This window comes from Candidatus Protofrankia californiensis, assembly GCF_900634765.1.
GTDB lineage: Bacteria > Actinomycetota > Actinomycetes > Frankiales > Frankiaceae > Protofrankia > Protofrankia californiensis.
The window spans coordinates 1,589-4,664 of record NZ_CAAAFT010000195.1 but is presented as its reverse complement, the minus strand read 5'-3'; the positions used below and the strand labels follow the sequence as shown (position 1 = coordinate 4,664).

Annotated in this window: 3 protein-coding genes; all 3 read right to left on the bottom strand. The window is 66.0% G+C overall.

The window, feature by feature from the left end; translation table 11 throughout:
• Positions 1–678, bottom strand: a 678-nt coding sequence (locus DD1DGNOD_RS10775; RefSeq protein ID WP_206443087.1) for a reverse transcriptase/maturase family protein, incomplete at its 3' end; no start/stop codon positions are given.
• A 948-nt stretch (positions 679–1,626) separates the two neighbouring features.
• The gene (locus tag DD1DGNOD_RS10770) at positions 1,627–2,361 is read right to left on the bottom strand and encodes an IS5 family transposase (protein ID WP_206443086.1); all 735 of its coding nucleotides are present in this window, start codon (positions 2,359–2,361) and stop codon (positions 1,627–1,629) included.
• A 264-nt stretch (positions 2,362–2,625) separates the two neighbouring features.
• The coding region (locus tag DD1DGNOD_RS10765; protein WP_131770024.1) for a DUF899 family protein at positions 2,626–3,076 on the bottom strand (451 nt) is incomplete at its 5' end.

Here is a 3,076-nt window from a genome sequence, read left to right as displayed (position 1 = left end):
GTCCAGGTAGATATTGGAGAGCAGGGGGCTCAGAATACCCCCTTGCGGCGCACCGCTCAGTGTTTCGTGGTAGCGCCATTCCTCCAGGTATCCAGCTTGGAGCAGTCCGTCGACCAACCGCAGGAAGCGGTTGTCGTGAATGTTCTCGGCCAGCATGGAATGAAGCACCCCATGGTCGAGCCGATCGAAACACTGGGAGATGTCTCCCTCGACGAACCACGTCATACTTCTCCACGACTCAGATATTTCCGCAAGGGCCGTGTGACAGCCCCTTCCCGGCCTGAAGCCGTGAGAGCGGTCGGAGAACTGCGGCTCGTAATACGCTTCCAGAAGGGAGCGGATCACTTCTTGCAGCAGCTTGTCCGACCACGAAGGCAGACCCAGCGGTCGGCGTCTTCCGGGTGCTCCTTTCTTGTCGATGTACACACGCCGGACCGGGGTCCACCGATAGCGCTCGTACCGCAGCGCATCGATGATCGCCTGAATCTTCTTCAGGCTCATGCCGTCCACGGTCTCCTGGTTGGAGCCCGGTGTCATAGCACCGGCGTTGCGGTAGATCTTCCCGTAGGCACGCAAGTACAACTCCGGATTGAACAGGTGCCGGTACAGTCTCTCCAGTGGCAATCCATTCTTGCCGCGTTCGTGGATGATCTCCATCAGGGCTTCGGCTCTCTGCATTACGCGTACCTCGCCTCTCTGGACATCGTGGACACCTGTGCCACTTGGCCCTGTAAGCGGCTTTCCCGCTCTCCCTGGTGGGGCGTAACTCCCACGACTACTACTGGCACTCCGTCACCGTAGGGCTCGCGCCCCTTAGGTGATCCCGAATTCCTCTTGCGCTGGACGTGTCGAGCGTGACGTAGGCGGCCTGTCCGTTCCCTTGAGTGGGCTCGTTGCCCACCGCCCACCAGCCGGAAGATTGGGGCGAAGCAAAGGGGATTCGCCTGATGCTGGTGGCTCCGCTCCGGGCGTTGTATGTCGGAGGATGCACATTTCCATCTCCGGGAACTGGGCTTCAAACAGTCTGGTCTTCGCCATATCACACGGGCCTTGCGCAGCAGCACCATCAACGCCTCCACAGCGCTCCGCGCTTTCCCACCATGCTGTTGTCCCCTCGCGCTTTCGCGTCCAGGTAAGGCGGGTGACCCAGAGGTCTTCTCCTTCCGAACCTCTACTCTCTGCAAGAGTGATCCAACGCCGAGTTAGACGGCGCAACTTCGCCCTGTGGGCGGTTTTCCCGCCCTCCCCGGCCGGGCGTGACTCCGGCGACTACTACGAGGCCTCCGTCGCCATAGGGCTCGCACCCCTGTAGGCGATCCCGCGTTCGTCTCTGTTGTACGTGACAGTGTGACGTAGGCGTCCCACTCATCTCCTTGAACACCCTCGCTGGGCGTTGCCCCGAGCCCTGGAGGTTGCATCGGCCACGATCGACTCCGACACAGAGCACGGCACCGGTTTCAGAGGTCTTTCCGGTGGATGGGAACTTGCATCGACTGGAGATTGGGATTCAGGCAATCAAGCTTTCGCCATATCACGCGGGTCCACCCGGCGCGTCGTCCCTGACCACTGGACCCGACCGCTGGGAATCATGGCATGCTGTTGTCCCCCTCACCTTTCGGATCCAGGTCAGCCATCCGACCCAAGAACCTCCCTCCAAGTCCCTCCCGGCTGAACCGGGGATACAACAGAGCGCCTCGCGGCGCACAAGGAGCGTTCCACGACCCAGCGGCGGTGGAGCAGGACGAAGCCCTTGGCCTGGTCAGGGCGCTTGACGATCGCCACGGCCAAGTCCCAGATCTTGCGCGCGTCGCGGACGAACCGGCCTGCGTACCCGGCGTCGGCCCACACCAGGGTGATCGTGGAGAGCGCCTCGCGCAGCGCGGCGGTGATGCGGAACGCACCGTCGCGGTCCTGCAAGGAGGCGGTCGTGACCACGACGGCCAGCAGCAGCCCACCGGTGTCGACCGCGACGTGCCGCTTGCGGCCCTTGATCTTCTTCCCGCCATCGTACCCGCTGCTGGCGGTCGGGACGGTGTCACCGGCGTGGACGGTCTGGGAGTCGATCACGGCCGCGGTCGGCACTGGGCCGCGGCCGTCGGCCAGACGCGCACGTTCACGCAGCGCTGCGTAGATCCGGCACCACGCCTGCGCGCGGCTCCACCGGCGGAACAGGGCGTAGACGGTCTGGTGCGGCGGGAAGTCGGCCGGCAGGGCCCGCCAGGCGATCCCGCCGCGGACCAGGTAGAAGATCGCGTCCAGGACCAGGCGCCGGTCCCACTTCTCGGGCCTGCCCCCGCGCCCGCCGGTGCTCCCCGCCGCCGGGAGCAGCGGCGCCAGCAGCGCCCACTGTCCGTCGGTCATCGTCGAACCGGGGTAGAAGTGCCGCCGCGAGGGACGATCACCACCCCGGCCATGAGCAGGGCATGACGAGTACTGGCACTGGGACGATACGTGCACCCGGACTCCTGGGTAGGACTGGCAAGCCTAGACAGCCCCTCTCCTACCAGGAGTCCTTCACCTTCCGGGCGAACCGCCCACCGACCGAGCGCGCGGGCGGGCGTTCGCATCGTCCGGAGGTTCCGCCCGGCACCTAACACCTTTGCCGACGCCGTCGACGAAGGCCCGTCAGTGGTGGTGGCCGTGCCGGCCGAGGGTCTCCACGGGGGTCGCGCCGGGGCGGGTCCACTGCGGCACGGGCCGGCTGGTCGGGCCCCAGGTGGCGTTCCCGTCCGCGTCCGAGCGCCAGTACCAGCAGGCCTGGCGGCCCTCGAACGGGTGCCCCTCGCGGACATCGCCGATCACGGGCCAGCCCTCGGGGTTGTCCTCCCACGCCTCGCCGCGGCCGTAGGGCGTCATGTCGAGCAGGCCCAAGGACCCGTTGATCGGCTCGTTACCACGGCCCGTCGTGGAGTAGGTGAGGAACACGCGGTCGCCGTCGCGCAGGAAACAGACGATGTGCCCCATTCCTCCGCCGACCGGCGCCTCCACGCCCCGCACCGAGTACCAGGGCTGGGTGTAACCCATGAACTCGACGTAGGGAGCCACCTCGTCCCACGGGCCCGAGGTCAGGACGGCG

What these genes read in the sequence shown, in the direction of transcription:
- DD1DGNOD_RS10770 (WP_206443086.1), bottom strand. Translation starts at nt 2,361, where the DNA reads ATGACCGACGGACAGTGGGCGCTGCTGGCGCCGCTGCTCCCGGCGGCG.